Raw genomic sequence first — 25,450 nt, forward strand, 5'->3', positions numbered from 1 at the left:
GGAGGCATGGCCCTCGCTCTCGACCGCACCGTCCGCGGTCTCCTCTTCGACCGGGACGACACGCTCGTCGTCGACGTGCCGTACAACGCCGACCCGCACCGTGTCGTGCCGGTCCCCGGGGCGCGCCGTGCGGTCGAGCGGGCACGGGCGGCCGGGCTGCTGCTCGGGGTCGTGACGAACCAGTCGGTCATCGCGAAGGGCATGGCGACCCGTGACGAGGTCGACGCCACGAACACGCGGGTGGACGAACTCGTCGGGCCGTTCGACGTGTGGTGCGTCTGCCCGCACGACGCGGACGACGACTGCGGCTGCCGGAAGCCGCGGCCCGGGATGGTGCTCGAGGCGGCGGAACGGCTCGGTGTGGCACCCGGGGAGCTCGTCGTCGTCGGGGACATCGGTGCCGACGTCGGGGCGGCGCTCGCGGCCGGTGCGCAGGGCATCCTGGTGCCGACGCCGCGCACGCGACCGGAGGAGGTCGCGGCGGCTCCGACAGTGGTCGGCTCGCTGGCCGAGGCGGTCGAGCTCGTGCGGGCGCACGCGGCCGCGGTGTGCCCGTGACGGCCGGGGTGTGCGCCCGTGACGGCCGAGGTGCGCCCGTGACGGCCGCCGGCCCGGCTGCCGCCGGCCCCCGCGTGCTCGTCGTCCGCCTCGACTCGTTCGGCGACGTCCTCGTCGCCGGCCCCGCGGTCCGCGCGGTGGCCGCCGGCGCCTCCCACGTCACGATGCTCTGCGGACCGCAGGGCGCCCCCGCCGCCGACCTCCTGCCCGGCATCGGCCGCGTCCGGGTCTGGGCCGCGCCCTGGGTCACCGAGACCGCGCGCCCCGTCGACGACACCCTGCTCGCCGAGTTCCGCGCACTCGTCGCCGAGGAACGACCGGACGAAGCGGTCGTGCTCACCTCGTTCCACCAGTCGCCGCTGCCGGTCGCGCTGCTCCTCCGCCTCGCCGGCGTCGCGCGCGTGACCGGTGCGAGCGTCGACCACCCCGGCTCGCTGCTCGACGTGCGGCTGCGCCCCGGCGAGGACCTCCCCGAAGACATCCCGGAGCCGGAGCGCGCGCTGCGGATCGCCGAGGCGGCCGGGTTCCGGCTGCCGCCGGAGGATGCCGGGAGGCTCGTGGTGCGTCACGACGCCGCCCTGCCCCCGGTGGTGGCCGGGCTGGGACGGTACGTGGTCGTGCACCCCGGCGCGAGCGTGCCGGCCCGCTCGTGGCCGGCATCCCACCACCGGGCGCTCGTCGCCGCGTACGCCGAACAGGGGACCCCGGTGGTCGTCACCGGTTCCCCCGGCGAGGCGGCCCTGACGGCCGCGGTCGCGGGTGACACCGGCATCGACCTCGGCGGGCGGACCAGCCCGGCCGAACTCGCCGCGGTGCTCGCCGGTGCCGAGGTCGTCGTGGTCGGCAACACCGGTCCCGCCCACCTCGCCGCGGCCGTCGGCGCGCCGATCGTCAGCCTGTTCTCGCCCGTCGTACCGGCCGCGAAGTGGGCACCGTACGCCCCGGACCCGACGCAGCCGCCGTTCGTCGAGCTGCTCGGCGACCAGGGAGCGCCCTGCGGGCTGACCCGTGCTCGCGAGTGCCCCGTCCCCGGCCACCCGTGCCTGTCGACGGTCCGGGTCGAGGACGTGCTCGCGGCACACCGGCGACTGCTCGCGCGCGCGTCGCGGACGGAGTGACCCGCGCTTCCCGGATGGAACGGAGAAGTCTGCGGCGCACCCCAGAAGGCGCTGCGTAGCGTGCGCCACTGCTTCTCCTTCTGCTTCTCCCCCCGCTTCTCCCCCACCTCTTCTCCCTGTTCTCCCGGAACGACTGACCGAAGGGCTCTGCATGCGGATCCTCGTGTGGCACGTGCACGGCGGATGGATGGACGCCTTCGTCCGTGGTCCGCACGAGTACCTCATCCCGACGACCCCCGCACGGGACGCCTGGGGACTCGGCCGCGGCGGACGCGCCTGGCCGGACAGCGCCGTCGAGATCGACCCGACCGACGTGGCGGAGGCCGAGGTCGAGGTCGTCGTGCTGCAGCGCACCGAGGAGCTCGACGAAGCGCGGCGCCTGCTCGGCGGCCGCGACGTGCCGATGGTGTTCGTCGAGCACAACGCTCCGCGGATCGACGTGCCGAACAGCCTGCACCCGCTCCGGGACCGCGACGACCTGGTGATCGCGCACGTCACGCACTGGAACGCACTCATGTGGGACTGCGGTTCCACCCGCACGACCGTGGTCGAGCACGGCGTCGTCGACCCGGGCCCGCTCTACACCGGCACGCTCGACCGCCTCGGCGTCGTCATCAACGAGCCCGTCCGCCGCAACCGCGTCGTGGGCACGGACCTGCTCCCCCGGTTCGCCGAGGTCGCCCCGGTGGACGTCTGGGGCATCGGCACCGAACGCCTGCCGGAGCTCGGCTTCGGCGACCGCGTCGTCGCCCGCGGTGACGTCCCCGCCGACCCGATGCACGCCGCCCTCGCCGAACGACGCGCGTACGTGCACCCGAACCGCTGGACCTCCCTCGGCCTCTCGCTCATCGAGGCGATGCACATGGCCATGCCGGTGCTCGTCCTCGCGACGACGGACGCACCCCGCACGGTGCCGGACGCTGCCGGCGCGATCGCGACGGACGTCGAGGACCTGATCCGCGCCTCCAGGACGCTGCTGGAGGACCCCGACGAGGCGAGACGACGGGGTGCCGTCGCCCGCGAAGCCGTGCTCGCACGGCACGCGCTCGGTCGGTTCGCCGCCGACTGGGACGACCTGCTCGACGACGCCGTCACCCGCGGTGCGCGACGGAACCGCGCGGCCGGAGCCTCGATGGAAGGGAGCCTGCGATGAGGATCGCGATGGTGTCCGAGCACGCGAGCCCGCTCGCCGTGCTCGGCGGAGTGGACGCCGGCGGACAGAACGTCCACGTGGCCGAGCTGTCCGGGGCGCTGGCCGACCGGGGCCACCAGGTGACCGTCTACACGCGACGGGACGACGCCGCGCAGCCGGTGCGGGTGCAGCTCCGGCCAGGGGTCGAGGTCGTGCACGTCGACGCCGGCCCGGCCCGCGCCGTGCCGAAGGACGAGCTCTTCCCGTCCATGGGCACGTTCGCATCGGTGCTCGCGGCGGAGTGGTTCGTCGACCGACCTGACGTCGTGCACGCGCACTTCTGGATGTCCGGGCACGCCGCCCTCGAGGCCGTCGCCCAGGTGCAGGCCCGCACCGGAGGCATCCGGATCCCCGTGCTGCAGACCTTCCATGCCCTCGGCGTCGTGAAGCGCCGGCACCAGGGGGCCGCCGACACGAGTCCCGCCGAACGCGAGTGGGTCGAACCCGCCGTGGGCCGGAGCGTCGAGCAGGTCGTCGCGACCTGCTCCGACGAGGCCTTCGAGCTGAAGGCCCTCGGCGTCCCGCTGCACCGCATCTCGGTGGTGCCGTGCGGCGTGGACGTGTCCCTGTTCCAGCCGGCCGGTGCCGGGCGCCCCGTCGAGGAGCGCGGCCGTCCCGCGCGCATCCTCACCGTCTCGCGGCTGGTCCGGCGCAAGGGCGTCGGCACGACCATCGCCGCCCTCGCCGCGCTGGTCGACGCGGGCCGCGACGTCGAGCTCGTCGTCGTGGGTGGTGCCGGCGTCGCCGGTGCCGACCTGCCGGACGACCCCGAGTACCAGCGGCTCGACGCCCTCGCCCGGTCGCTCGGCGTCCGCGACCACGTGACCTTCCGCGGACAGCTCGGCCAGCACGAGATGCCCGCCGTGTACCGGAGCGCCGACGTCGTCGTGTGCGCACCCTGGTACGAGCCGTTCGGCATCGTCCCGCTCGAGGCGATGGCGTGCGGACGACCCGTCGTCGCGTCGAGCGTCGGCGGTCTCATCGACACCGTGGTGGAGGACGCCACCGGGCTGCACGTGCCGCCGCGTGACGAGGCGGCGGTCGCGGCCGCGGTCGCCGGACTGCTCGACGACCCGGAGCGCCGCGAGGCGTACGGCCGGGCCGGGCGGGAACGCGCCGAGCACCGCTACACGTGGCAGCGGGTCGCGGCCGACAGCGAGCGCGTGTACGAGCGGCTCGTCGCGGGCAGTGCCGGGAACGGCACCGGCAGTGCCGTCACCGCACGATCGGGACGGTCCGTCCGGTCCGCCCACCCGACGGAGAGGACCGCACGATGACCATCGAGCAGCAGACCGACACCGTCGGGGAAGAGACCACGACCGCGAGTGCGCGCGTCGTACTCGACCACGTCGCGGCGTCCGTCCCCGTGATCGCCTCGCTCGTCGACCACACGGACCACATCGCGGCCTGGGCGGACGACATCGCCGCGCGGCTCGTGGCCGGCCGGCGCCTGCTCGCCGCGGGCAACGGCGGGTCCGCTGCCGAGGCGCAGCACCTGACCTCCGAGCTCACCGGCCGCTTCGACGGCGACCGCCCCGCGTACTCGGCGATCTCGCTGCACGCGGAGTCCTCCGCCGTCACGGCCATCGGGAACGACTACGGCTACGCGGAGGTGTTCGCTCGCCAGGTGTCGGCGCACGCCCGCGCCGGGGACGTCGTCGTCCTGCTGAGCACCAGCGGGAAGAGCCCGAACCTGCTCCGTGCCGCACAGGCCGCACGGGCGGTCGGTGCGCGTGCCATCGCGATGACCGGGCCGCGACCGAACCCGCTCGCCGAGGCCGTCGACGACGCGATCTGCATCGACGGGCCGTCGGCGAACGTGCAGGAGGCGCAGCTCGTCATCGTGCACGCGCTCTGCCGGGCGATGGAGCCGGCGCTGCGTCGCGGAGGTCGCCGATGACCGCCGCGGCCGTCGGGCCGGTGCGCGGACACCGTGCGACGGGCCGTCCGCTCCGCATCGCCGTCGTCGGCGACACCCTGCTCGACGTCGACGTGTCGGGAACCAGCGACCGCCTCAGCCCCGACGCTCCGGTCCCCGTCGTCGACGTCCGCACCGACGACCGCCGGGCCGGTGGTGCCGGCCTCGTTGCGACAATGCTCACCCGGGACGGCCACGACGTGACCCTCGTCACGGTGCTCAGTGACGACGCCCGCGCGGCGGAGATCCGTGCGCTCCTGCCCGGGGTCACGGTCGTCGCCGGGCCGTCCGGAGCCCCGACGCCGGTGAAGACCCGCGTCCGGGTCGCCGACCACGCCCTCGTCCGCATCGACGAGGGCTGCGCGACCCCGCCCGTGCCGGACGTCACCGACGCGATGGTCGCCGCCCTCGAGGACGTGGACGCCGTCGTCGTCGCCGACTACGGCCGCGGCGTCGCGGCCGCCGGCGTGCTCCGTGACGCGCTCACCGCGGTCGCCGAGCGCGTTCCGGTCGTCTGGGACCCGCACCCGAAGGGCGCTGCGCCGGTGCCCGGGACGACGGTGGCCACGCCGAACAGCGCGGAGGCCCGCCGCCTCACGGACGTGTCGGGCGACGGCGTGCCGTTCGCGACCGAGGCCGCCGCCGTGCTCGTCGAGACCTGGGGCGTCGGCGCGGTCGCGGTCACGCTCGGGGACCGCGGCGCGCTCGTGGCGAGTGCTCGCGAGGGGAACCGGTTCGTCCCGGCCCCGTCCGTCACCGCGGGTGACCCCTGCGGGGCGGGCGACCGGCTCGCCGCCGGCGTCGCCGTGGCCCTCGCCGAGGGCGCCGACGTCGCGGACGCGGTCACGGCCGGTGTCACCGCCGCGTCCGAGTACCTCGCTGCCGGAGGCGTCACCGCGCTCTTCGCCGAGGACGGCCCCGCTCCGATCCGGGTGCCCGGCACCGACCGCGATGCGATGCGCGTCGTGCACGACGTCCGGAGCGCCGGTGGCACGGTCGTCGCGACCGGCGGCTGCTTCGACCTGCTGCACGCCGGCCACGCCCGCACGCTCTCGGCGGCGCGGGCCCTCGGCGACTGCCTGGTCGTGTGCCTCAACTCAGACGACTCGGTCCGCGCGCTGAAGGGCCCGGACCGGCCGATCATGGGCCAGGACGACCGGGTCGAACTGCTCCTCGCCCTCGACTGCGTCGACGCGGTCGTGGTGTTCGACGAGCAGACGCCGGACGAGGCCCTCCGGCGCTTCCGCCCCGACGTCTGGGCGAAGGGCGGCGACTACACCGCGAGCGAACTGCCCGAGACCGCGACGCTCGCCGAGTGGGGCGGCCGTGTCGTCACGGTCCCGTTCCACCCGGGCCGGTCCACGACCCGTCTGGCCGCGGCGCTCGAACAGGTCGGCTGACCGCCCGGCGCAGTCCCGCGCCGCCAGCCGCAACCACACCCCTACGGAAGGAAGTCCATGCCCGTCCCCACCACGCCCATCGGCCGCGTCCTCGTCACCGGCGGCGCCTCCGGACTCGGTGCCGCGGTCGTCGCGGCCGTCACCGAGGCCGGCGGCACCCCGATCGTCCTCGACCTGCGGGTCGACGCGGTCCCCGACGGCATCGACGCGGTCGCGGTCGACGTGACCGACACCGAGGCCACGGAGCGGGCCGTCCGCGAGGCCGCCGAGCGCCACGGTGGCCTCGACGCCGTGGTCACCGCCGCCGGCATCGACAAGCCGGCGCCGATCGGAGCGATCTCCTCCGGCGACTGGGAGCGCATCGTCGGCGTCAACCTGCTCGGCACCGCCGCGGTCGTGCGGGCTGCCCTGCCCGCGCTCGAGGCCACGCACGGTCGCGTCGTGACGATCTCGTCATCGCTCGGCCTGCGCGGCGTCGGCGACGGCACCGCGTACTCGGCGTCGAAGTTCGGCGTCCGCGGGTTCTCGCAGGCGCTCGCCGCCGAGACCGGCGGTCGCATCGGCGTCACGAACATCATCCCGGCGGGCATGCGGACGAACTTCTTCGCCGACCGCACCGAGCAGTACAAGCCGGGTCCGGACGCGCAGCTCATCGAGCCCGAGTACGTCGCGAACGCGATCCTGTTCGCGCTCTCGCAGCCGGCAGGCTGCGAGATCCGCGAGCTCTCGATCATGCCGGCGACGGAACCCAGTTGGCCGTAGACGCTCGCTGCGCGCCGCGCCGCTGCCGGGTGCGAGGTTGATCACTCCGTGCGGGGACGCAGACCCGCACGGAGTGGCCAACCTCGCACCGCGCGTTGGTCGCCACCACCTGCGCACGGGCGACCGCGTCAGGTGGTGCGGAGCAGTTCGGCGACGTCGGCGAGGACCGCCTCCGGCGTGACCTGGTCGACGTAGGACGGGTCGTGCGGGCAGCGCTCCGCCGTCCAACCGACCTGCGTGACGTCGACGCCGCACACCGGGCACCGCGTCACGAAGGACAGGTGCACGCGGTGCCGTCCCCGGTCGAACGGGCCGGCGTTGACGACGTTCCCGAACCAGAACACGCCGACCGTCGGGGTGCCGACCGCGACGGCGAGGTGGCGCGGCCCGGAGTCGTCGCCGACCATGACGTCCGCGGCGGCGAGCACCGCGGGGAGCTCGGCGAGCGGCAGTGCGTCGGTCAGGTCGTGCACGCGGTCCCGGAGTCCCTCGGGCACGGCGGCGAAGATCGCAGCCGCCGCCGGGACGTCGGTCGCGTCGCCGACGAGCACCACGTCGTCGCCGGCCTCGAGCCGCGCGCGGGCGACGGCGGCGAACCGGTCCGGGCTCCAGCGACGACGCGGGTCGGTCGCACCGGGGTGGATCGCCACGAGCCGGCCGGCGACGCCGAGACGTTCGCGCACCGCGCTTCGCTCAGCGTCCTCGACGCGCACCCGCGGATCGAGCGTGACGGGGGCGGCGCCGGCGAGGGAGACGACCTCGAGCGCGCGGACCACCTCGTGCTGGTAGTAGACGTAGCGGACCCAGCGCTCCAGCACCTCGGCGTCCTCGGTCGCGGTCCCGACGGTGTGCCGGGCGCCGAGGCGGAGCAGGAACGGGTTCGAGTTGCGGCCGCCGCCGTGGAGCTGCACCGCGAGGTCGAACCGTCCGTGCAACCGGTCGACGAAGTCGTCGAGGGAGGGCGCACCCTCCCCGGAGTCCCGCACGCCGGGCGAGACGGGGAGCTCCTCGAACGCGTGCACCGCCGTCGTCCGGCCCCGGAGGACCGCGGGTGCCGTCGGCGTGCCGAGGAGCGTGAGCCGGGCGTCGGGGTAGGCGGCGGCGAGGGCCTCGATCGCGGGGACCGCGAAGAGGAGGTCCCCCAGTCCCCCGCCGCGGAGCACCGCGATCTCCCGGACGTCCTCGAACCGTTCTCCGCCGTTGCCGATCAGTTGCACCCCTCCCGTCTACCGGTCCGAAGCCGCTCGGCCGTCCAGCACCGACGTCCGATGGACGAGAAGCGCGAGTCCGAGTCGGCGCCCAGGCCGTCCGGAGCAGCGTTCGACCCCCGCCCGCTCGGAAGGAACCCATGACGCTCGCAGCTCCCGCAACCGACGCCTCCGCACGCTCCGATCAGGACGCCCTGGTCGTGACCGATCCGGTGGACGGGTCGATCGCGTCGACGGTGCCGCGTGCCACCGAGGAGGACGTCCGGAACGCGGTCGCTCGTGCACGCGCGGCCGCAGGTCCGTGGGCACGCACGGCCCCCGCCGAGCGCGGTGCCCTGCTGCACCGTGCCGCCGAGCACGTCCGCGCACACGCCGACGAGCTCGCCGCGCTGAACACCCGTGAGACTGGCAAGGTCCCGGGTGACGCCCTCGGCGGGGTCGAGGCCGGCGTCGGGACCCTCGTGCAGTACGCCGAGCTCGGTCCGCTGCACCGCGGCGAAGCACTGCGCGGGCAGTTCGGAGCGGCCGACTGGTCCGTGCCGCACCCCCGCGGCGTGGTCCTCGCCCTCACCCCCTGGAACGACCCGGTCGCCGTCGCCTGCGGGATCCTCGGTGCCGCGATCGTCACCGGCAACGCCGTCGTGCACAAGGGCAGCGAGCGGAGCCCCGGCACGTTCGCACGGCTCAACGCGCTCCTCGCCGAGGTCCTGCCGGACGGCGTCCTCGTCGGCGTCGACGGTGACGCGGCCACCGGCGAGCTCCTGCTCGCACAGGACGGCATCGACGTCTACGCGCACGTCGGCTCGACCGCGACCGGCGACCGGCTGAGCGAGGTCGCGGCACGCACCCGCGCCCACGTGATCCGTGAGAACGGCGGGAACGACGCCGTGGTGGTGGACGCCGGCGTCGACCCCGCGTGGGCCGCGGCGCAGGTCGCCCTCGGCGCCTTCGCGAACACCGGGCAGATCTGCACGAGCGTCGAGCGCGTCTACGTCCACCGCGACGTCGCCGAACCCTTCGTCGCCGCGCTCGTCGCCGAGGCCGAACGGCGGACGGCGTCCCCGGCGACGGAGTACGGACCGCTCGTGGACGACCGGCTCCGGCGCACGGTGCAGGCGCACGTCGACGATGCCCTGCAGCACGGCGCCTCGGCACGGACCGGTGGCGTGACCCCGGGCGGCCTCGGCGCGTTCTACCCCGCCACCGTCCTGACCGGCTGCACCGACGACATGCTGGTGATGACCGAGGAGACCTTCGGCCCGATCGCTCCGGTGCGTGTCGTCAACGACTTCGACGAGGGGCTCCGACTCGCCGCCGCGGACCGGTACGGTCTGGCCGCGACGGTGCTCACGAACGACACCGGGCACGCCCTCCGGGCCGCTGCGGAGCTGCCGGTCGGCACCGTCAAGGTGAACGCCGCGTTCGGCGGTGCACCCGGCGGGAGCGCGCAGCCCCGTGGTGCATCCGGCGCCGGCTTCGGCTACGGCCCGCACCTGCTCGACGAGATGACGACCACGACGGTCGTCCACCTCGAACCGGCACCGGCACCGGCGCCGCGTGACCCGGCACCGAGTGACGCGGCACCGACCACCGTGACGTCGGCGCCGGCCGCCGTCGCGCCGACCCCCGCTCCGGCCGACTCCGCCGGCGCGACCGCGGGCAGCGCCGACACCACCGGCGCGACCGCGAGCAGCGCCGACACCACCGGCGGTGCCCGGTGACCGCCGACGTCCGACTCGTCCGGGACTTCGTCGCGACGGTCGACGACCGCGAACCCCTCGTCGTCGTGATCGGCGACTGCATCCTCGACCGCTGGACGGTCGGCGAGGCCGAACGCGTCTCACGCGAGGCCCCCGCCCCGGTCGTCCGCGTCACCGAGACCATCGCCGTCCCCGGCGGCGCCGCGAACACCGCCGTGAACGCCCGAACACTCGGCGCCCGCGTCCGGATCGTCGGGCTCATCGGCGACGACGAAGCCGGACGGGTCCTCCGTGACCGGCTCGACGCCGCCGGGGTGGACACCTCGCACCTGGTCATCGTCGAGGGCGCCACCACCACGACCAAGTCCCGCGTCGTCGGGGGTGACCGCGTGGTGGTCCGCGTCGACGAACTCGCCGCGACCCCGACCGCCGAGCACGGCAGCCGGCTCGGCGAGGCCGTGGCACGGGCGATCCGCTGCGCCGACGCGGCCGTGGTCTGCGACTACGGGCTCGGCGTGCAGGCGTCCGACGTCGTCCCGATGCTCGACCGTGACCGGCCCGGTGCTGTCGTCGTCGATGCGCACGACCTCACCCGCTGGGCAGCACTCGCTCCCGACCTCGTCACGCCGAACGCCGGCGAGGCCGCTGCGCTCCTCGGACGCGAGCTCGGGGCCGGTGCCGACCGGGCTGCCGCCGTCGTCGCCGCTCGCCGTGACGTGCTCGACCGCACGGGCGCCCGAGCAGCGGTCGTCACGCTCGACCGCGACGGCACGGTCCTGCTGGAGCACGACACCGAACCCGGCGCCGACCCGGCCTTCCGCACCCGCGCCACCCCCGCTTCCGAACAGCAGGCCTCCGGCGCCGGCGACACCTTCTGCGCCACGGCCACGGTCGCCCTCGCCGTTCGTGCGCCCCTCCGCGACGCCGTGTCGGTCGCGCAGGCCGCCGCCGACGTCGTCGTCCGCGAGGCCGGCACCTCCGTCTGCACCGCTGCGGCACTCCTCGAGTCCGTGACCGCTCCGGCCGCGACCGTCGTCGACCACGACGAGCTCGCCGACGCGGTGCTGCTCGCCCGGCAGGCCGGCCGACGGGTGGTCTTCACGAACGGGTGCTTCGACGTCGTCCACCGCGGGCACACGACGTACCTGCGGCAGGCCCGCGACCTCGGCGACCTGCTCGTCGTCGCGCTCAACGACGACGACTCGGTCCGGCGCCTGAAGGGCCCGGAACGGCCGATCAACCCGGCCGAGGACCGTGCCGGCGTGCTCGCCGCCCTGGCCTCGGTCGACCTGGTCACGGTCTTCGCGACCGACACCCCGATCCCGCTCATCGAGCGACTCCGACCCGAGGTCTACGTCAAGGGCGGCGACTACTCCCCGGAGATGCTGCGCGAGACCGAGGTCGTGCGCGGCTACGGCGGCGAGGTCGTGATGGTCGACTACGTGCCGGAGCACTCCACGACCGCCGTCGTCCAGCGCATCCGCGAAGCCGCGCAGCGCCCCGAGCCCGACCCGGCGCCGTGACCGATCAGGGTCGAGTCATACCGCAGTAGGGGGGTGGTCGAGACCACGGCGGGATGGCAGCGGCCCGTCCCCTCCGTAGCGTCGTTCCCGTCGACGAAGTCCGTCGGCGGAGGGAGCGTCGCCCGTGTTCGACCAGATCACCCCGCTCGTCGTCGAGCTGGCAGCGAGTCCGCTCGTCTTCGTCGTCCTCTTCGTCCTGTGCTTCGTCGACGGCTTCTTCCCGCCGGTGCCGAGCGAGTCCGCCCTCGTCGCGATCGCCGCCATCGCCGCGACGTCCGGCCAGCCCGTCCTCGCCGGCGTGCTGGTGGCTGCCGCGCTCGGCGCCGTCGCCGGTGACTCGGTCGCGTACTGGATCGGGCGCCGCATCGGCCTGACCCGGCTCGCACGGTCGAAGCGTCCCAGGATCGCCGCTGCCTTCGCGTTCGCCGAGCGGCAGATGCAGCGCCGTTCCGCGAGTCTCATCCTCGTCGGCCGGTACATCCCGGTCGGACGGGTCGCCGTCAACATGACCGCCGGCGCGACGACGCTGCCCTATCGCCGGTTCCTCGCGATCAGCGCGATCGCCGGCCTCGCGTGGTCGGCCACGTCGATCGGGATCGCCCTCGCCGCGTCCAGCGTCCTGCACGAACCGCTCGTCGCCGCACTCGTTTCGATGGTGGTCGCGGCCGGCCTCGGGATCGCGGTGGACCGGGTGCTCGGTAGCATCTCCCGCAGGCGCGACGCCCGCCCGGCGCCCCGCATCACCCCGACCGGAGAGACCGCCCGCCCGTGACCACAGCGCCGAAGCAGCCCCCGGCTCCCCGGCCGTCCTGGTTCCTCCTCGCCGTCCGGATCGGCCTCGTGGTCATCGCGGTCACCCTCTTCGCGGTCGCCGCCCCCGTCACGGTCGAGTACTACGGCGTGCCGGTCCCCCTCGCGATGCTGGTCACCGCGGTGCTCTCCCTGACCATCGGTCTCGCACCGCTGTACCCGCGCACCGCGTCGGTCGTGCACCTGGCGGCTCTCGGCGCGCTCGGCCTGATGACGGCGCCGAGCACCACCGGCCCGTGGCCCGTGTCGGTCACGAGCATCATCGGGCTGAGCGTCCTGCTCGTCGTCCTCGGGGTCCGCAGCACCTGGCGGCTCACGGCGACGGTGTGGATCGCGGCCACCGTGCTGAGCCTGCTGCTCGTCGCGGTCGCACCGGAGCGCTGGGGCCACGCGGACGTGTGGGCGACGAGCTTCGTGGTCAGCGCGGGCAACTCCCTGGTGCTCGCGGCGGCCGCGGTCGTCATCGGGCAGCGCCGCTCCATCCGCGAGGAACTCGCCGCCGCCCGCCGCGACGCCGAACTCGAGCAGGCTCGGCGCCGATCGGTCGAGGACCGCTCCCGGATCGCCCGCGAGCTGCACGACGTCGTGGCGCACAGCATGTCCGTCGTGCACATGCAGGCGGAGTCCGCGCCGTACCGGGTGGCCGACCTGCCGCCCGGCGCCCGTGCGGAGTTCGCCGCGATCGCGGAGACCTCCCGCACGGCCCTCCGCGAGATGCGGCAGCTGCTCGGGACGCTCCGCGGCGACTCCGATGCGGAGCGTGCCCCCCAGCCGGACCTCGCGGACCTGCCGGCGCTCGTGCAGGCGACGCGCGCCGCCGGGATCCCGGTGGAGCTCCGGCTGGGCGCAGCGGACGACGTCGACCGGCTCGCGCAGCTCACCGTGTACCGGGTCGTGCAGGAAGCGCTCGGCAACGTGGCCCGGCACGCGGCCGGCGCGTCCACCGTCGTGACGGTCGGGAGGCACGGCTCGGCTCTCCGGGTCACGGTCGCCAACACCGCGCCACCGGCCGGCACCGTGCTAGCGGCTCCCCCGGACGACGGCGGGTTCGGCCTCGCCGGGATGCGCGAGCGCGTCGCCGCGCTCGGTGGCACGATCGCCCACGGCGCGGACCCGGACGGCGGTTTCACCGTCGACGTGCACCTGCCCACCCGCCCTCCGGCGGCCGACGGAGGAAGCCGATGACGCGGGTGATGGTGGTCGACGACCAGCAGATGTTCCGCATGGGACTGATGGCGATCCTCCAGGCCCAGGACGACGTCGAGGTCGTGGGCCAGGCGGTGAACGGTGCCGACGCGGTCGCCCAGGCGGCACGCCTGCGACCGGACGTGATCCTGATGGACGTGCGGATGCCGGAGCTCGACGGGATCGAGGCGACCCGGCGGATCACCGCGGCCGCGTCGGACCCGCCCGTCCGCGTGGTGATGCTGACGACGTTCGACATCGACGACTACGTGTTCGACGCGCTGCGGGCCGGTGCCAGCGGGTTCCTGCTCAAGGACGCCAGCGCCGAGGAGCTCGTGCAGGCCGTCCGGACCGTGGCGTCGGGCGAGGCCCTGCTGGCACCGCGCGTGACCCGGCACCTCGTCGAGGCGTTCGTGGCCGGTCCCCCGCCGGCCGCGCCGCGGACCGAGGCCATCGACGTGCTGACCGACCGGGAGCGCGACGTCTTCCTGCTGATGGCGCGGGGACGGTCGAACGGCGAGATCGCTGCCGAGCTCTTCATCGCGGAGCAGACCGTGAAGACGCACGTCGGGCGGATCCTGGCGAAGCTGCAGCTGCGGGACCGCGTGCACGCCGTCGTGCTGGCGTACGAGACCGGCCTGGTCTCCCCCTCCTGAGCGGGGGTGACCAGGCCGGACACGGTGTCGTGCGCCCGTTGGTGGCTAGCGGACGCGGACCTGCTTCGCGGCCTGCTTGCCGGACTGCACGCCCGTGACGGTCACCGTGGCGGTGCCGGCGACGGCCTTCCACTGCACCGACGCGGTGCCGTCGATGACGTCCACTGTGCCGAGGTCGGTCGACCCGACCTGCACCCGGACCTGGCGGTCACCGGCGAACTTGGAACCGGTCACCGTGACGCGCTGCCCCGGACGCGGCGACCCGACGGACAGGTCGACGCGGGCGCTGCGGCTCAGGGCGGCGAGGTCGCCGTTGAGGCGCAGTGCCTCGGACATCGTGAAGAACGTGTCCGTCTGGTCGGTCAGGCCGACGACGTTCGCAGCGCCGGGGCCGAACCCGGCGATCCGGACCTGGGTGCCGGTGTGCTGCTGCGAGGCGCCGGCGCCCGAGGTGCCGTAGGAGACCTTCATCGTCGCGCCGTCGGCGGTGACGAGGGCCGTGGAGAGCGAGGTCGGCGGCGTGTTGTCGACGATCTGGCTCGAGTGCGCGTGGTCGGCGGTCGCGATGACGAGCGTGTTGCCGTCCTTCTTGGCGAAGGCGAGCGCGGCCTGCACGGCCTCGTCGAAGTCGATCGTCTCGCCGATCTGGCCGCAGGCGTCGGCGGCGTGGTCCTGCTTGTCGATGCTGGCGCCCTCGACCTGCAGGAAGAAGCCCTTGCCGTTCTTGCCACGGTCGAGCAGGGTGATCGACTTGTTCGTCAGCGAGGCCAGCGACAGCCCGGTGTCGAGTCGCGCCGGGTTCGGCGTGCAGGTCACTGGAGCCTGGTCGGCGCCGCCCACCGTCGCGGTGGTCGGTGCGTAGCGGGTCGGGAAGTTGCCCGGCGTGAAGAGCCCGAGGAGCGGCTGCCGCTGGTCGGCCTTCCGGACGCCCTGCAGACCGGCGGCGTCGGACACCACCTGGTACCCGCGCTGCTCGGCCTGGTCGAAGAGCGTGTCGCCGGCGTACTGCCCGGCCTTCGCGGTCTGCTGGAAGCTGGCCGAACCGCCGCCGAGGGTGACGTCCGGGCGGGCGTTCAGCAGCTGCTCGCTGATCGACCCGAGCCCGCCGTTCTGCAGCGCGTCCGTACCGCAGGCCGCGGTGTCCGGACCGTAGCAGGAGCGGGAGCCGACGTGGGCGACCTGCACGGCCGGGGTGGCGTCCTGGATCTCGGCGGTCGAGACGTCGCCGGTGCGGAGGCCGTTCGCCTTCGCGAGCTCGAGGAGCGTCTGCTGCGGCTTCCCGTCGATGTCGACCGAGATGGCGCCGTCGTAGGTCTTCGTGCCGGTCGCCCACGCGCTGCCCGAGGCCGCGGAGTCGGTGACGTAGTCCGGCTTGCCCTTGTTCGCGCCGTCCTTCGTGAGCGAGTACGTCGTGTACGAGCCGGTCAGCGGCAGGGCGTCGAGGCCCGGCAGGCGCCCGGCGGCCCCGTACTGGTAGTTGCGGGCGATCGTGATCTCGGAGTCGCCCATCCCGTCGCCGATGAGCAGGATGACGTTCTTCGCGTTGGCGTTCTTGATCGCCTTGCGGACGGCCTGGGTCTGGTCGCCGGCTGCGCGCTGGGCGCCGCCGTGCTGGTTCAGTGCGAGCTGCCCGACGGCCGCGGCCGTGCCCGGCAGGGCGATGGCGCCGGCGATGAGTGCGGCGCCGAGTGCGAGCGCGGCACGGCGGCGGCGCTGCGGAGTGTGCTGCATTGCGTGGTCTCCCTCGTGTGTGCCCCCGAACGGGTGCCATCCGAGGATGGCTGTGCGGGGGTACAGGCGGGTGAACCGGAGGGGGCGGGCGCGTGAACGGCGGACGCCGGCCGCTGGCGGGTGCGGCGTGCGGGCGTCAGCGGGCGCCAGCGGCGGCGTGCGGGCGTCGTTGCAGACGCCGGGTTGCGACAACGCTGCTGTCGGACGACGACGACGGTGTCGCCGTCACGCGCACGCAACGGTTGCAGACGCCGGGTTGCGACAAGGCTGCTGTCGGACGACGACGACGACGACGGTGTCGCCATCACGCGCACGCAACGGCCCGACAGGCGGCCACGCACAGACGGACGGGAGGCGCGGTGCCAGCTGGCACCGCGCCTCCCGTCCGTTCGGTGGTCGCGACTCAGGCCGCGAGGTGCGCCTGCAGGAACCAGCGGTCCTTGGTCAGGCCGCGCTCGATCTCGATGACGACGTCCTGCGAGTTGAGGTCGACCTCGTCGAGGCCCTCCACGGCACGGCGGACCTGCAGCAGTGCGGCGTCGATCTCGGCGATGACCTCGGTGATGGTCACGTCGGAGTTCTGGAAGCCCTCCGACAGCGGCGGGATGGTGGTGTTCGCCGCGACGGTGGAGATGCGCGAGTCGACCGGCAGGCCGAGGGCGACGATGCGCTCCGCGGCGAGGTCGGCCCACTCCTGGGCGTGGTCGACGATCGTGTCGAGGAGCTCGTGCACGCCGACGAAGTTGCGGCCGCGGACGTGCCAGTGCGCCTGCTTGCCGTTGACGACGAGTGCCTCGAGGTCGATGACGACGGGGGCCAGGAACTGTGCCACCCCGGCGGCGAGCTCCGGCGTCGTCGAGAACGGCGACGTGGTGGTCGTGGTGCTGGACTGCGTGGTGGTGCTCTGCGTGGTCATGTGCTTCCTCCTACCTCGTGGCTACACCGACCCGCTGGACCTGTCCTGGCCGGCGGCGTGCAACCGATGGTGACAACAGTGCCCGGTTCTTTTGTATGCCGCAAGGAAGCAGAGGCTGACCTTACCCGCGGTGCGGGGTCAGCCGACGAGGGTGTCGAACCCCGCGTCGGTGAGCTCGATCTGCACGACCGAGCGGGCCCGCTCGACCCAGGGGCTGTCGGGGCACCCGATCCAGACGGTGGTGCGGGGCTCGCAGTCGGCGACGCACCACTCGGACGCCCACCCGGTGACGGCGGTGGCCAGGGCCTCGCCGTGGTCGGCGAAGACCAGCGGTGCGACGGCGGACTCGCGGGCACTCCGGACCAGCCAGGTCACGGTGACACGCGGCGGCGCCGGGAGCGCACGGACCTGCTCGTCGAGGGCGACCTCGACGAAGACCTGGCCGTAGGCGTTCTCGGGCAGGTCTTCGAGCATGCGGGTGATCTCGGGCAGGTCGTCGACGCCACCGGCGAGGAGGATGCGTTCGCTGGGCTGTCGCCGGGTCCGTGCCATGCTGCAACGGTAAGGGAAGCCTTACCTCATCACAAGGGGTCGGGCGACGTTCCCCCGATACGCGCAGCCGACACACCGAGTTCGTGCGCCAGGAACGTCCACATCCAGCGCAGCGCGACCGTGTTCGTCAGCGCGGGCACCCCCTGGGCGATCTGCGTCGCGACGCCGTCGCTGTAGGCCGCGAGCTTGAGCGCGACGACCTCGGGTGCCTCGGCGGGCGTGAAGACACCGGACTCCGTCCCGCGGCGGACGACCCGGACGAGACAGGCCTCCCACACGCGGATGCGCTCGGCGTACTCGGCCGCGACCTCGGGCCGTCGCGCGACGGCGGTCCAGTAGTCGGACCAGATCCGCCAGTGCTGCCGGACCTGCTCGGTGTCGCCGAAGAGGGGCGCGACGAGCATCCGGAGCGCGGTGACGGGGTCGGGCTCGGCGTCGACCGCCGCGACGATCGCCCCGTAGAAGCGTTCGGTCTCAAGGACGACGACCTCGTTGAGGATCTCAGCGACGCTGCCGAAGTGGTACGTCACCGTGCCGACGGAGACGTCCGCCGCCGACGCGATGTCGCGGAGCCCCGTCGCGCCCACCCCCTGTCGGACGATGACGGCACGAGCGGCGTCGACGATCATCGCCCGCCGGACCTCGGGCCGCTGCCGCGGGCGGGTCACGCCGGCCGTCGCGGCCCGGCGGCCACCCTCCGAGCCGCCGCCGGGGCCAGCGCCGCCGGGGCCCACGCCTGGGCCAGCGCCGCCAGGGCCGGCGCCCCCACCGGGGCCGTCACCGGGACCCCTCACGCCGAGGTCCTCGGCACGTCGTCGACGAACGTGTGCTCGGCGACGAGCGTCTCCGGCGCGTCCGCTCCGCCGTCCCGCGCCCACGCCCGCACCGTGTTCACCACGTGGAAGGCCCCGGCGTCGGCGGTCAGCTCGGACGTCGTCTCGAGCCGCGCCTGCCACTCCGGCTTGGACAGCCCGATCGACCACCGCGACGACGCCCGCGCCGACGTCGGGTCGTCCTGCCGGATCCGGTACGTCTCGCGGGCGTCCTCGGTGAAGACCAGCCCGTCCGGGTACACCCGTCCGCCGCCGTAGCCGGGGTCGACGTCGAGCGTCCACTCCCCCGTCTCGACGTCGTGCGTGACGGTCCGCTGCGGGAGGGTCTCGGTCGGCGCCACACGCTCGATCGCCAGTGGCGTCGACCGCTGCGGCTCGTCGAAGCGCACCCCGTCGTCGGTGTCGCGGGTCCAGACCGGCAGCGACACCGACGAAACGGCGGGATCGATCGTCACGGTCGCGGCGGTGCCGTGCGGCCAGACCCAGGGCCAGTACGACGTCGACACGGCGACGCGGAGCCGGTGCCCGGCGGCGAACCGGTGGCCGGTCGACACGAGCCTGACCGGCAGCTCGGCGGGCACCCCCGGCTCGAGCGGCACGTTGCCGTCCGTGCCGTTGCGCTTCGCGGCGTTCAGGACCCCCCGCGTGACGAGCGTCGAGGAGCCGTCCGGCGCGACGTCGCAGAGCCGCACGGTGACCGTGGCGCGGGGCTGGTCGCTCGTCACGGCGAGGTGCACCAGGACGTTGCCGAGCACGTCGACCGGTTCGTCGAGCGGCAGGTCGAAGCAGACCGAGCGACCGTCCTCGGCGCGCTGGTCCGGGGGTAGGTCGGTGGCGTTGCCGAACGGGAAGAACCGTCCGGCGTCGGCACCCGTGTGCTGCGGCGACCGCACCACGACCGGCCCGTCCGCGCCACCGCGCAGGTCCGACAGCGCGACGACGCGGTCGTGGGTCGCGGTGGACGGCCACGCCTCGGCGCCGACCCACCGCCCACGACGCTCCGGGTAGTACGTGGCGGGCGGTTCGCCCTCGTTGATCCAGGCACGGAGGGCGGGGTCCTGCTCGACCCCGGTGTCGACCCCGCGCAGCCACCGGTCCCACCACCGCAGGGTCTCCTGCAGGAAGCCGATCGACGGCCCGGGCGCGAGGCCGCGGTCCGGGTACTGGTGCGACCACGGCCCGACGATCCCCTTCACCGGAGCGTGCACGTTCGCCACCAGCCGCAGGACGGCGTCGCGGTAGGGGTCCGCCCAGCCGCCGACGGCGAGCACCGCGGCGCCGATGCCGTCGTAGTCCTCGGCGGCGCTGCCGTGCCGCCAGTAGTCGTCGCGCTCCTGGTGCGACAGCCACACCGGCGTCATCGGTCGGTTCGACTCCAGTCGCGCGCGCCACTGCGACACCCACGACGACCCGACGACCTCGGGGCGGGGCGGCCGCGAGTTGAACGCGAACATCGTCGCGCCCCACGCCGCCATGTCGATGCCGAGCACGGCGCCGCCGACGTAGTGCACGTCGTTGTCGTACCGGTCGTCGGTCGAGCAGACGGTCACGATCGCCTTGAGCGCCGCCGGTGCGCGGGCGGCGAGCTGCAGGGCGTTGAACCCGCCCCAGGAGATGCCGAACATGCCGACGGCGCCGGTGGACCACTCCTGCTCGGCGAGCCAGGCGATCACGGCCTCGCCGTCGCGGAGTTCCTGCTCGCTGTACTCGTCGTCGAAGGACCCGTCGGACGACCCGGTCCCGCGGATGTCCACCCGGACCGAGGCGTAGCCGTGTGCGGCGTACCAGGGGTGCCGCTCGGAGTCGCGCGGCGCCGTCCAGTCGTCGAGCCGGTACGGCAGGTACTCGAGGAGCACGGGGACCGGCGCGTCCGGTGCCGCCGTCGCCGGCGCCCAGATCCGGGTGTGCAGCCGGACGCCGTCGGGCATCGGGATCCACTCGTCGCGGACGGTCACGCCCTCCGGCAACGCCGGGTCGATCCCGAGGGCGGTGTGGCCGCCGTCGGGCAGCGCCGGGTCGGTCCCGATGGCGGTGTGGCCGGTCATGCGTCCTCCCAGTTCAGGGTGTGGTGTCCGTCGCCGCGGTCAGTCCAACCCTCGGCGTGTCGCCAGCGCGGGACCCCGTCGCCGACGTCGGGCAGCACGGTGCTGCCGGGCTCGAGCGTCGCCGCGAGGAGCGTCGACGTGTACGGGTGGTTCGGTCCGCCGAACACGCGCTCGGTGGGGCCGATCTCGACGATCTGCCCGCCCGTCATCACGGCGACCCGGTCGGCGACGCCGCGCACGACGGCGAGGTCGTGGCTGATGAACAGGCAGCTCAGTCCGCGCTCGCGCTGCAGGTCGGCGAGGAGCGACAGGATGCCGGCCTGCACCTGCACGTCGAGCGCCGTCGTGATCTCGTCCGCGACGACGAGCCGGGGTTCGGCCGCGAGAGCCCGGGCGATCCCGACGCGCTGGCGCTGGCCGCCGGACAGCTGCGCCGGCAGCCGGGTCGCGAAGTCCGGGCCGAGGCCGACCTGTGTCAGGAGCTCGCCGACCCGCTCGCGCGACGTGCTGCCGGTGAAGAGCCGGAGCGGCCGTGCGATCGCCGCCCCGACGGTGCGGCGCGGGTTGAGCGACGTGTCGGCGTTCTGGAACACGAGCTGCACCGCGCGGCGCAGATCCGCGGAACGCGCTGCGATCGGCTCGCGCAGGTCGCCGCTCGTGGTGCCGTCGTCGAACGTGAACGTGCCGGACTCCGCCGGCACCAGGCCGGCCAGGGCCGTCGCGAGCGTCGACTTGCCGCTGCCGGACTCGCCGACGACGGCGAGCGTCTCCCGCGGCGCGATCGTGAAGGACACGCCGTCGACGGCGGCCGGCAGGCCGCGGCCGTACCGGATCACCAGGTCCTCGGCGGTCACCACGGGACGGACGTGCGGGACGGGAGGCGCGGTGCCGGTCGATCTGGCGGCGAGCGTCTCCGAGACGGTCACCGACCCGAGCGGGTGATCCGTGCCTCCCGGCCGTCGCCCGTCCGGCACCGCGGCCAACAGGGCACGCGTGTACTCGTGCTGCGGCGCGGCGAAGAGCGCCGCGGTGGCGGCGTGCTCGACGACCTCGCCGTCGTGCATGACGGCGATCTCGTCCGCCATCGCGGAGACCACGCCGAGGTCGTGGCTGACGAGCAGCACGGCCATGCCGAGTTCGCGACCGAGGTCGGCGATGAGGTCGAGGACGGCGGCCTGGGTGACCACGTCGAGCGCCGTGGTGGGCTCGTCGAGGACGAGCACGCGGGGGCGGGCGGCGACGGCCATCGCGATCGCGACGCGCTGCTGCTGGCCGCCGGAGAGCTGGTGCGGGTACCGCCGCACGATCGCGTCGGGGTCGGGCAGGCGGACGAGCCGGACGAGTTCCGCGACCCGCTCCGGGCCGTCGGGTTCACCGTGGGCGCGGAGGGCCTCGCGGATCTGCTCGCCGACGCGCATCGACGGGGTGAGCGCCTGTCCGGCGTTCTGCGCCACGACGGACGCGGTACCGCCGCGCAGGGCTCGTCGGCCGGCCGGCGAGAGCGCGAACACGTCGGCGCCGTCCACGCGGACCGTGCCCCGCTCGATCGTGGACCCGGCGCGCAGGTGCGCGAGCACCGTCCGGGCGACCGTGGACTTGCCGCTGCCGGACTCCCCCACCAGACCGAGGGTGCGGCCCTGGTCGATGGTGAAGGACACGCCGCGCACGACGGGGACGGTGCGGCGCCCCGCGGCGTACGAGATCGCGAGGTCGTGGACGCTGACGACGGGGTCCGGTGCGGTGGCCGTGGCGGCCGTGGCCGTCCCGGTGTCGGTGTGCGTCATGCGCTGACTCCCTGCTTGGCCCGGTCGACGCCGAGCGACTTGCTCAGGCCGTCGGCCGCGAGGTTGAGACCGACGACCAGGGTCGCGAGCGCCACGATCGGCGCCAGCGTGCCGAGCGGCACGACGGTCAGGGCGGTGCGGTTCTCCTGCACCATGAGGCCCCAGTCCGGCGTCGGCGGGTTCGCCCCGAAGCCGAGGAAGGACAGCGACGCCACGAGCAGCACGATCCACGAGGCGCGCATCGCGTACTCGACCAGCACGACGTCGAGCACGTTCGGCAGGATCTCGCGGAACACGATCGACAAGGGGCGTTCACCGCGGGCCCGGGCAGCGGTGACGTAGTCCTGCGTGATCACGCTCCGCGCGGCGCCCCGGACCACCCGGGTGACCGCGGGGGCGTAGACGATCGTGACCGCGAGCACGATGACCCAGAGGCCGGCGTCGAACACCGTCACCACGACGAGCAGCGCCAGGATCGACGGCACGCTGAGCAGCGCGTCCACGATCCGCATGACGACCTCGTCGAACCAGTTGTCCGCGTACGCCGTGACGGCGCCGAGGAACGTCCCGACCGCGACCGCGATCGTCGTCGCGAGGAAGGTCACGAGCAGGGCGTACCGGCCGCCGTTGAGCGTCCGGGACAGGATGTCTCGGCCGTACTGGTCGGTGCCGAGCCAGTGCGTCCAGGTCGGCCCGGCGAGCACGTCGGCGCTGTTCGTCGCGACCGGGTCGTGGCCGGCGATCACCGGGGCGAGCACGGCGAGCACCAGGTGCAGGGCGATGAGGCCGAGGCCGATGCTCAGCGCGGTCGAACCCCTGAGGGGCGCGACGACCGTACCGAGCACGGCGCGGGGGCGCGGGGTGGTCGCGGTCATGCTGCTGCCTTCCGGGAGGTGCGGGCGGGGGTGCCGGGGCGCGTCCGGCCCCGGGTCCGCTGACGGCGCTGGCGGGTCCGCAGCTTCGGGTCGAGCGCGAGGGCGACGAGGTCCGCCGCCAGGTTGCACACGACGTAGACGACGGCGCTGAGGAGCGCGATGGCCTCGATCGTCGGCAGGTCGCGGTTGAAGACGGACTCGAGCATGAGCTTGCCCATCCCCGGGTAGTTGAAGACGTTCTCGACGACGACCACGCCGCCGAGCAGCCAGGCCACGTTCAGCGCGACGACGTTGAGCGTCGGCAGCAGGGCGCTCGGCACCGCGTGCTTCCACACCACGCGCCGCATGGTCAGGCCCTTGAGCTCCGCGGTGGTGACGAACTCCGACGCCATCACGTCGATCGTCGAGGAGCGGGCGGTGCGGACGATGTAGGCAGCCATCGCGAGGGTCAGCACGATGATCGGCAGCCAGATCGTCGGCAGGAGCTCCGCGACGGTGGCGTCGCTCCCCCGCAGCACGACGGCGGGGAACAGCGGCAGGCCGATCGCGAAGAGCAGTACGAGCACGGTCGCGACCATGAACTCCGGCACGCTCATCACCACGAGGCTGACGATCGATATCACGCGGTCGGACGGACGGCCACGACGGACGCCCGCGACGACCCCGAGCGTGAGGGAGACCGTGACCCCGACGACCATCGCGGGGACGGCGATGAGCATGCTGTTCCGGAACGCGGTGAAGAGCGTCGGGGCGACGGGCTCCCCGCTGACCAGCGAGGTGCCGAAGTCGCCGTGCACGGCGCCACCGAGCCACTGCAGGTACCGGAGCCACACGTTCTGGTCGAGGCCGAGCGACTCGCGGAGCTGCTTGACGGCGTCCGGCGTGGCGTTCTGCCCGAGCAGCTGCTGCGCGACGTCGCCGGGCAGCGCCTGCACGGCGAGGAAGACGAACAGCGAGGCGAGCACCACCGTGAGGACGGCGATGCCGAGCCGGCGGAGGACGGGGACGAGGACGTTCATCGGCGCAGTCCGATCCGGAGGTAGTCGAACTCGAAGCCGTACTCCGAGTAGTTCACGACGTCGCGGGACAGCCCGACCAGGCGGTCCCCGAACATCGGGGTCATGTCGGCGCCGTCCGCGACGATGAGCCGCTGGGCGTCCTGGTAGTACGTCAGGCGCTTGGCGTCGTCCATCTCGGCGCGGGCGTCGTCGAGCAGCCCGTCGAAGGTCTCGTTCGACCAGGCGCTCTCGTTGTAGGACGAGCCGGAGCGGAAGATCTGGTTGAGCAGCTGGTCGATCGGGCGCCCGGTGAACCAGTAGCTCACCATGAGCGGCTTCTGCATCCAGATCTGCGTGTAGTACGAGTCCGAGCTCGCGTTCTTCACGGTGAGGGTGATGCCCGCGTCGGCGACCGCGTCGCGGTAGGCGACGGCCATCGGGGTGAACACGGACTCGTACGACGACGTGTAGATCGCGGTCCGGAAGTCCTCGCGCCCGGCGGCCTTGAGGAGCGCCTTCGCCTTGTCCGGGTCGTACTCGCGGTGGTCGTCGACGAACGCGGCGAGCTGCGGCGGCACGGGGTTGTCCCAGCCGGCCGACCCGGTGCCCTGCAGGGCCGTGTCAACGATCTTCCGCGGGTCGTAGGCGAGCTTCATCGCCTGGCGCACCCGCGGGTCGCGGAACTCCTCGGACGTCGCGAGCATCGGGATCGTGTACCACTGCGCGTTCTTCGACCGCGCGATGGTCGCTCGGTCGGACGCCGCGACGACCCGGGCCGTCGCGAAGTCGAGGTTCGTCTGCGAGATGAGGTCGATCTGCCCCGCGAGCAGGGCGTTCACCCGCGCGGTGGTGTCCTGGATCGAGTAGAAGTCGATGCCGTCGAGCACCGGCCGGCCGGCGAAGTGGTCGTCGAACGCCTCGACGCTGCCGGCACCGGCCGGGGTGAACGAGGACAGTCTGAACGGCCCGGTGCCGATGCCCGTCTTCCCGATGTCCGCGATGGCGCCGGCCGGCACGATGTAGCACTGGTACGCCGTCAGGAGCGACGGGAACTCGGCGTTCGGCTTCGTCAGCGCGAAGCGGAGCGTGTACGGGTCGACCGCGGTCATCGACTGCGCGTCCATGACCTCGCCGAGCACGCCGGCCTGCGGGCTGCCGGTCTTCTCGTCGAGGATGTGCCGGATGCTGGCGATCGCGTCGTCGGCCGTGAAGCGGGAGCCGTCGTGGAAGCGGACGCCCTTCCGGAGCCGGAACGTCCACTCGGTGCCGTCGTCGTTCGCCGTCCACTCCTCGGCGAGGTCCGGGATCGTCCGGCCCTGCTGGTCGAGCTTGACGAGCCGGTTGTAGAGCGCGCCGAGGTACTCGTAGGCGGACAGCGAGCTGGCCGAGTCGAGCGTCTCGGCGGCCGAGGCGGCCGGGCGCGCGATCCGCAGGCGGCCGCCGCGACGGGTGGCGCCGGTGGCCGCGGCCTCCGGCAGGGTCGTGGTGCCGGCGGACGCGCCGGAGCTGCACCCGGTGAGGGTGAGCAGGCCGAGGCCGGCCAGTCCGGCGGCGCCGGTGAGGAGCGCTCGGCGGCTCGGGCCGCGGGCGTTCCGGGGTTCGGGGACGATGGGCTGCATTCGGGGTGGCCCCTCCTGTAATCGTTCCGGTGAACGATAGAGGGCTTCTGCGCCCACCCCAAGCCCC

Annotated in this window: 22 protein-coding genes; 12 read left to right on the forward strand and 10 right to left on the reverse strand. The window is 73.9% G+C overall.

What is annotated here, in order from left to right; translation table 11 throughout:
* Positions 1-6: 6 nt before the first annotated feature.
* The 7 genes from EDF64_RS13605 to EDF64_RS13635 all read left to right on the forward strand — a co-directional run bounded on the left by EDF64_RS13605 (position 7) and on the right by EDF64_RS13635 (position 6,948).
* The gene (locus EDF64_RS13605) at positions 7-558 is read left to right on the forward strand and encodes an HAD family hydrolase (protein ID WP_133520522.1); all 552 of its coding nucleotides are present in this window, start codon (positions 7-9) and stop codon (positions 556-558) included.
* A 38-nt stretch (positions 559-596) separates the two neighbouring features.
* A complete protein-coding gene (locus tag EDF64_RS13610) occupies positions 597-1,676 on the forward strand; it encodes a glycosyltransferase family 9 protein (protein WP_133520523.1) in 1,080 nt (359 codons plus the stop codon).
* 151 nt (positions 1,677-1,827) lie between these two features.
* Positions 1,828-2,829 carry a glycosyltransferase gene (locus EDF64_RS13615; protein ID WP_133520524.1) on the forward strand — a complete coding sequence of 334 codons (1,002 nt, stop codon included), beginning with the start codon at positions 1,828-1,830 and terminating at the stop codon, positions 2,827-2,829.
* Positions 2,826-4,145: a glycosyltransferase gene (locus EDF64_RS13620; RefSeq protein ID WP_133520525.1), complete on the forward strand. Its 1,320-nt coding sequence runs from the start codon at positions 2,826-2,828 to the stop codon at positions 4,143-4,145. The genes EDF64_RS13615 and EDF64_RS13620 overlap by 4 nt, the downstream gene beginning before the upstream one ends.
* On the forward strand, positions 4,142-4,768 hold the full coding sequence (locus EDF64_RS13625; RefSeq protein ID WP_133520526.1) for a D-sedoheptulose-7-phosphate isomerase: 627 nt from the start codon (positions 4,142-4,144) through the stop codon (positions 4,766-4,768). Before EDF64_RS13620 ends, EDF64_RS13625 begins: the two co-directional genes overlap by 4 nt.
* Positions 4,765-6,186 carry a PfkB family carbohydrate kinase gene (locus EDF64_RS13630; protein ID WP_133520527.1) on the forward strand — a complete coding sequence of 474 codons (1,422 nt, stop codon included), beginning with the start codon at positions 4,765-4,767 and terminating at the stop codon, positions 6,184-6,186. The genes EDF64_RS13625 and EDF64_RS13630 overlap by 4 nt, the downstream gene beginning before the upstream one ends.
* A gap of 57 nt (positions 6,187-6,243) precedes the next feature.
* Positions 6,244-6,948, forward strand: a complete 705-nt coding sequence (locus EDF64_RS13635; RefSeq protein ID WP_133520528.1) for an SDR family oxidoreductase — start codon at positions 6,244-6,246, stop codon at positions 6,946-6,948.
* Between the two features lie 128 nt (positions 6,949-7,076).
* Here the strand turns inward: EDF64_RS13635 and EDF64_RS13640 are convergent, their stop codons facing one another.
* Complete coding sequence (locus tag EDF64_RS13640; RefSeq protein WP_133520529.1) at positions 7,077-8,165, reverse strand: glycosyltransferase family 9 protein; 1,089 nt, start codon at positions 8,163-8,165, stop codon at positions 7,077-7,079.
* A gap of 131 nt (positions 8,166-8,296) precedes the next feature.
* Here EDF64_RS13640 and EDF64_RS13645 point away from each other — a divergent pair, with 131 nt between their 5' ends.
* The 5 genes from EDF64_RS13645 to EDF64_RS13665 all read left to right on the forward strand — a co-directional run bounded on the left by EDF64_RS13645 (position 8,297) and on the right by EDF64_RS13665 (position 14,030).
* A complete protein-coding gene (locus tag EDF64_RS13645; RefSeq protein ID WP_133520530.1) occupies positions 8,297-9,877 on the forward strand; it encodes an aldehyde dehydrogenase family protein in 1,581 nt (526 codons plus the stop codon).
* The gene (gene rfaE2, locus EDF64_RS13650) at positions 9,874-11,379 is read left to right on the forward strand and encodes a D-glycero-beta-D-manno-heptose 1-phosphate adenylyltransferase (RefSeq protein ID WP_133520531.1); all 1,506 of its coding nucleotides are present in this window, start codon (positions 9,874-9,876) and stop codon (positions 11,377-11,379) included. The genes EDF64_RS13645 and rfaE2 overlap by 4 nt, the downstream gene beginning before the upstream one ends.
* Positions 11,380-11,503: 124 nt before the next feature.
* A complete protein-coding gene (locus EDF64_RS13655) occupies positions 11,504-12,151 on the forward strand; it encodes a DedA family protein (protein ID WP_133520532.1) in 648 nt (215 codons plus the stop codon).
* Entirely contained in the window at positions 12,148-13,374 is a 1,227-nt protein-coding gene (locus EDF64_RS13660; RefSeq protein ID WP_133520533.1) for a sensor histidine kinase, read from the forward strand. Before EDF64_RS13655 ends, EDF64_RS13660 begins: the two co-directional genes overlap by 4 nt.
* The gene (locus EDF64_RS13665) at positions 13,371-14,030 is read left to right on the forward strand and encodes a response regulator (RefSeq protein ID WP_133520534.1); all 660 of its coding nucleotides are present in this window, start codon (positions 13,371-13,373) and stop codon (positions 14,028-14,030) included. Before EDF64_RS13660 ends, EDF64_RS13665 begins: the two co-directional genes overlap by 4 nt.
* Before the next feature lie 45 nt (positions 14,031-14,075).
* Here the strand turns inward: EDF64_RS13665 and phoA are convergent, their stop codons facing one another.
* From phoA to EDF64_RS13710, 9 genes are all read right to left on the reverse strand, one after another.
* The gene (gene phoA / locus EDF64_RS13670) at positions 14,076-15,761 is read right to left on the reverse strand and encodes an alkaline phosphatase (RefSeq protein ID WP_133520535.1); all 1,686 of its coding nucleotides are present in this window, start codon (positions 15,759-15,761) and stop codon (positions 14,076-14,078) included.
* A 403-nt stretch (positions 15,762-16,164) separates the two neighbouring features.
* Positions 16,165-16,677, reverse strand: a complete 513-nt coding sequence (locus EDF64_RS13675) for a Dps family protein (RefSeq protein ID WP_243736392.1) — start codon at positions 16,675-16,677, stop codon at positions 16,165-16,167.
* 138 nt (positions 16,678-16,815) lie between these two features.
* The gene (locus tag EDF64_RS13680; protein WP_133520536.1) at positions 16,816-17,229 is read right to left on the reverse strand and encodes an SIP domain-containing protein; all 414 of its coding nucleotides are present in this window, start codon (positions 17,227-17,229) and stop codon (positions 16,816-16,818) included.
* Between the two features lie 29 nt (positions 17,230-17,258).
* Entirely contained in the window at positions 17,259-17,897 is a 639-nt protein-coding gene (locus EDF64_RS13685) for a TetR/AcrR family transcriptional regulator (protein ID WP_243736393.1), read from the reverse strand.
* Positions 17,898-18,019: 122 nt separating this feature from the next.
* Complete coding sequence (locus EDF64_RS13690) at positions 18,020-20,107, reverse strand: CocE/NonD family hydrolase (RefSeq protein WP_133520537.1); 2,088 nt, start codon at positions 20,105-20,107, stop codon at positions 18,020-18,022.
* Entirely contained in the window at positions 20,104-21,891 is a 1,788-nt protein-coding gene (locus EDF64_RS13695; RefSeq protein WP_133520538.1) for a dipeptide ABC transporter ATP-binding protein, read from the reverse strand. Before EDF64_RS13695 ends, EDF64_RS13690 begins: the two co-directional genes overlap by 4 nt.
* Positions 21,888-22,766 carry an ABC transporter permease gene (locus EDF64_RS13700; RefSeq protein ID WP_133520539.1) on the reverse strand — a complete coding sequence of 293 codons (879 nt, stop codon included), beginning with the start codon at positions 22,764-22,766 and terminating at the stop codon, positions 21,888-21,890. Before EDF64_RS13700 ends, EDF64_RS13695 begins: the two co-directional genes overlap by 4 nt.
* Positions 22,763-23,785 carry an ABC transporter permease gene (locus EDF64_RS13705; RefSeq protein ID WP_133520540.1) on the reverse strand — a complete coding sequence of 341 codons (1,023 nt, stop codon included), beginning with the start codon at positions 23,783-23,785 and terminating at the stop codon, positions 22,763-22,765. Before EDF64_RS13705 ends, EDF64_RS13700 begins: the two co-directional genes overlap by 4 nt.
* Positions 23,782-25,383 (reverse strand): ABC transporter substrate-binding protein, encoded by a 1,602-nt coding sequence (locus EDF64_RS13710; protein ID WP_133520541.1) that lies wholly within the window; start codon positions 25,381-25,383, stop codon positions 23,782-23,784. The genes EDF64_RS13705 and EDF64_RS13710 overlap by 4 nt, the downstream gene beginning before the upstream one ends.
* Positions 25,384-25,450 lie beyond the last annotated feature (67 nt).

This window comes from Curtobacterium flaccumfaciens, from assembly GCF_004361695.1.
Lineage (GTDB): Bacteria > Actinomycetota > Actinomycetes > Actinomycetales > Microbacteriaceae > Curtobacterium > Curtobacterium flaccumfaciens_B.

Excerpts from the sequence above, each read along its gene's own strand:
- EDF64_RS13605 (WP_133520522.1), top strand. The coding sequence starts at position 7 with ATGGCCCTCGCTCTCGACCGCACCGTCCGCGGTCTCCTCTTCGACCGG.
- EDF64_RS13710 (WP_133520541.1), bottom strand. The coding sequence starts at position 25,383 with ATGCAGCCCATCGTCCCCGAACCCCGGAACGCCCGCGGCCCGAGCCGC.
- EDF64_RS13620 (WP_133520525.1), top strand. The coding sequence starts at position 2,826 with ATGAGGATCGCGATGGTGTCCGAGCACGCGAGCCCGCTCGCCGTGCTC.
- phoA (WP_133520535.1), bottom strand. The coding sequence starts at position 15,761 with ATGCAGCACACTCCGCAGCGCCGCCGCCGTGCCGCGCTCGCACTCGGC.
- EDF64_RS13695 (WP_133520538.1), bottom strand. The coding sequence starts at position 21,891 with ATGACGCACACCGACACCGGGACGGCCACGGCCGCCACGGCCACCGCA.
- EDF64_RS13645 (WP_133520530.1), top strand. The coding sequence starts at position 8,297 with ATGACGCTCGCAGCTCCCGCAACCGACGCCTCCGCACGCTCCGATCAG.
- EDF64_RS13705 (WP_133520540.1), bottom strand. The coding sequence starts at position 23,785 with ATGAACGTCCTCGTCCCCGTCCTCCGCCGGCTCGGCATCGCCGTCCTC.
- EDF64_RS13615 (WP_133520524.1), top strand. The coding sequence starts at position 1,828 with ATGCGGATCCTCGTGTGGCACGTGCACGGCGGATGGATGGACGCCTTC.
- EDF64_RS13675 (WP_243736392.1), bottom strand. The coding sequence starts at position 16,677 with ATGACCACGCAGAGCACCACCACGCAGTCCAGCACCACGACCACCACG.
- EDF64_RS13665 (WP_133520534.1), top strand. The coding sequence starts at position 13,371 with ATGACGCGGGTGATGGTGGTCGACGACCAGCAGATGTTCCGCATGGGA.
- EDF64_RS13635 (WP_133520528.1), top strand. The coding sequence starts at position 6,244 with ATGCCCGTCCCCACCACGCCCATCGGCCGCGTCCTCGTCACCGGCGGC.
- EDF64_RS13700 (WP_133520539.1), bottom strand. The coding sequence starts at position 22,766 with ATGACCGCGACCACCCCGCGCCCCCGCGCCGTGCTCGGTACGGTCGTC.
- EDF64_RS13690 (WP_133520537.1), bottom strand. The coding sequence starts at position 20,107 with ATGACCGGCCACACCGCCATCGGGACCGACCCGGCGCTGCCCGACGGC.
- EDF64_RS13680 (WP_133520536.1), bottom strand. The coding sequence starts at position 17,229 with ATGGCACGGACCCGGCGACAGCCCAGCGAACGCATCCTCCTCGCCGGT.
- EDF64_RS13625 (WP_133520526.1), top strand. The coding sequence starts at position 4,142 with ATGACCATCGAGCAGCAGACCGACACCGTCGGGGAAGAGACCACGACC.
- EDF64_RS13630 (WP_133520527.1), top strand. The coding sequence starts at position 4,765 with ATGACCGCCGCGGCCGTCGGGCCGGTGCGCGGACACCGTGCGACGGGC.